1 protein-coding gene is annotated in these 413 nt (G+C 48.7%); it reads left to right on the top strand.

The genetic code is table 11. The features are described from left to right. Positions 1 to 102: 102 nt before the first annotated feature. A partial coding sequence (locus M6G53_RS25250; protein WP_301286313.1) for an IS4/Tn5 family transposase DNA-binding protein occupies positions 103 to 413 on the top strand: 311 nt, incomplete at its 3' end.

Below are 413 nucleotides of genomic sequence, written 5' to 3'. Positions count from 1 at the left end.
CTGTCTCTTCTACACAAATCCCCAGGTCAGTTGTCTGGGGATTTTTTTGAATCTTTTCACCTGTTCCCGATCTGATATGAAAATTATCGGCGGGAGATAGCTATGTTTTTATCCAATACTGCACAATGGGCTCATGAGACCTTCCATCTGGCAAAACTGGGCGATGTTCGACGTCGTAATCGTTTGATTCATCTCGCAGACTCTCTTGCCTCTCAGACAGGAAAATCTATCGTGCAAGCCCTTTCATCTCCCGCCGACATTGAAGCCGCATACCGCTTTGTCCGTAACGACTCTATTGAACCTGAGGCAATAGCTCAGGCCGGTTTTGCCGCAACTGCGCAACACGCGCAGGCTTTTGAAACGCTTTTGGCCCTGGAAGATACCACCTCTCTCAACTTTGACCATGCCTCGGT

This window comes from Serratia nevei (assembly GCF_024160145.1).
GTDB lineage: Bacteria > Pseudomonadota > Gammaproteobacteria > Enterobacterales > Enterobacteriaceae > Serratia > Serratia nevei_A.
This window is presented reverse-complemented; position numbering and strand designations above follow the sequence as displayed.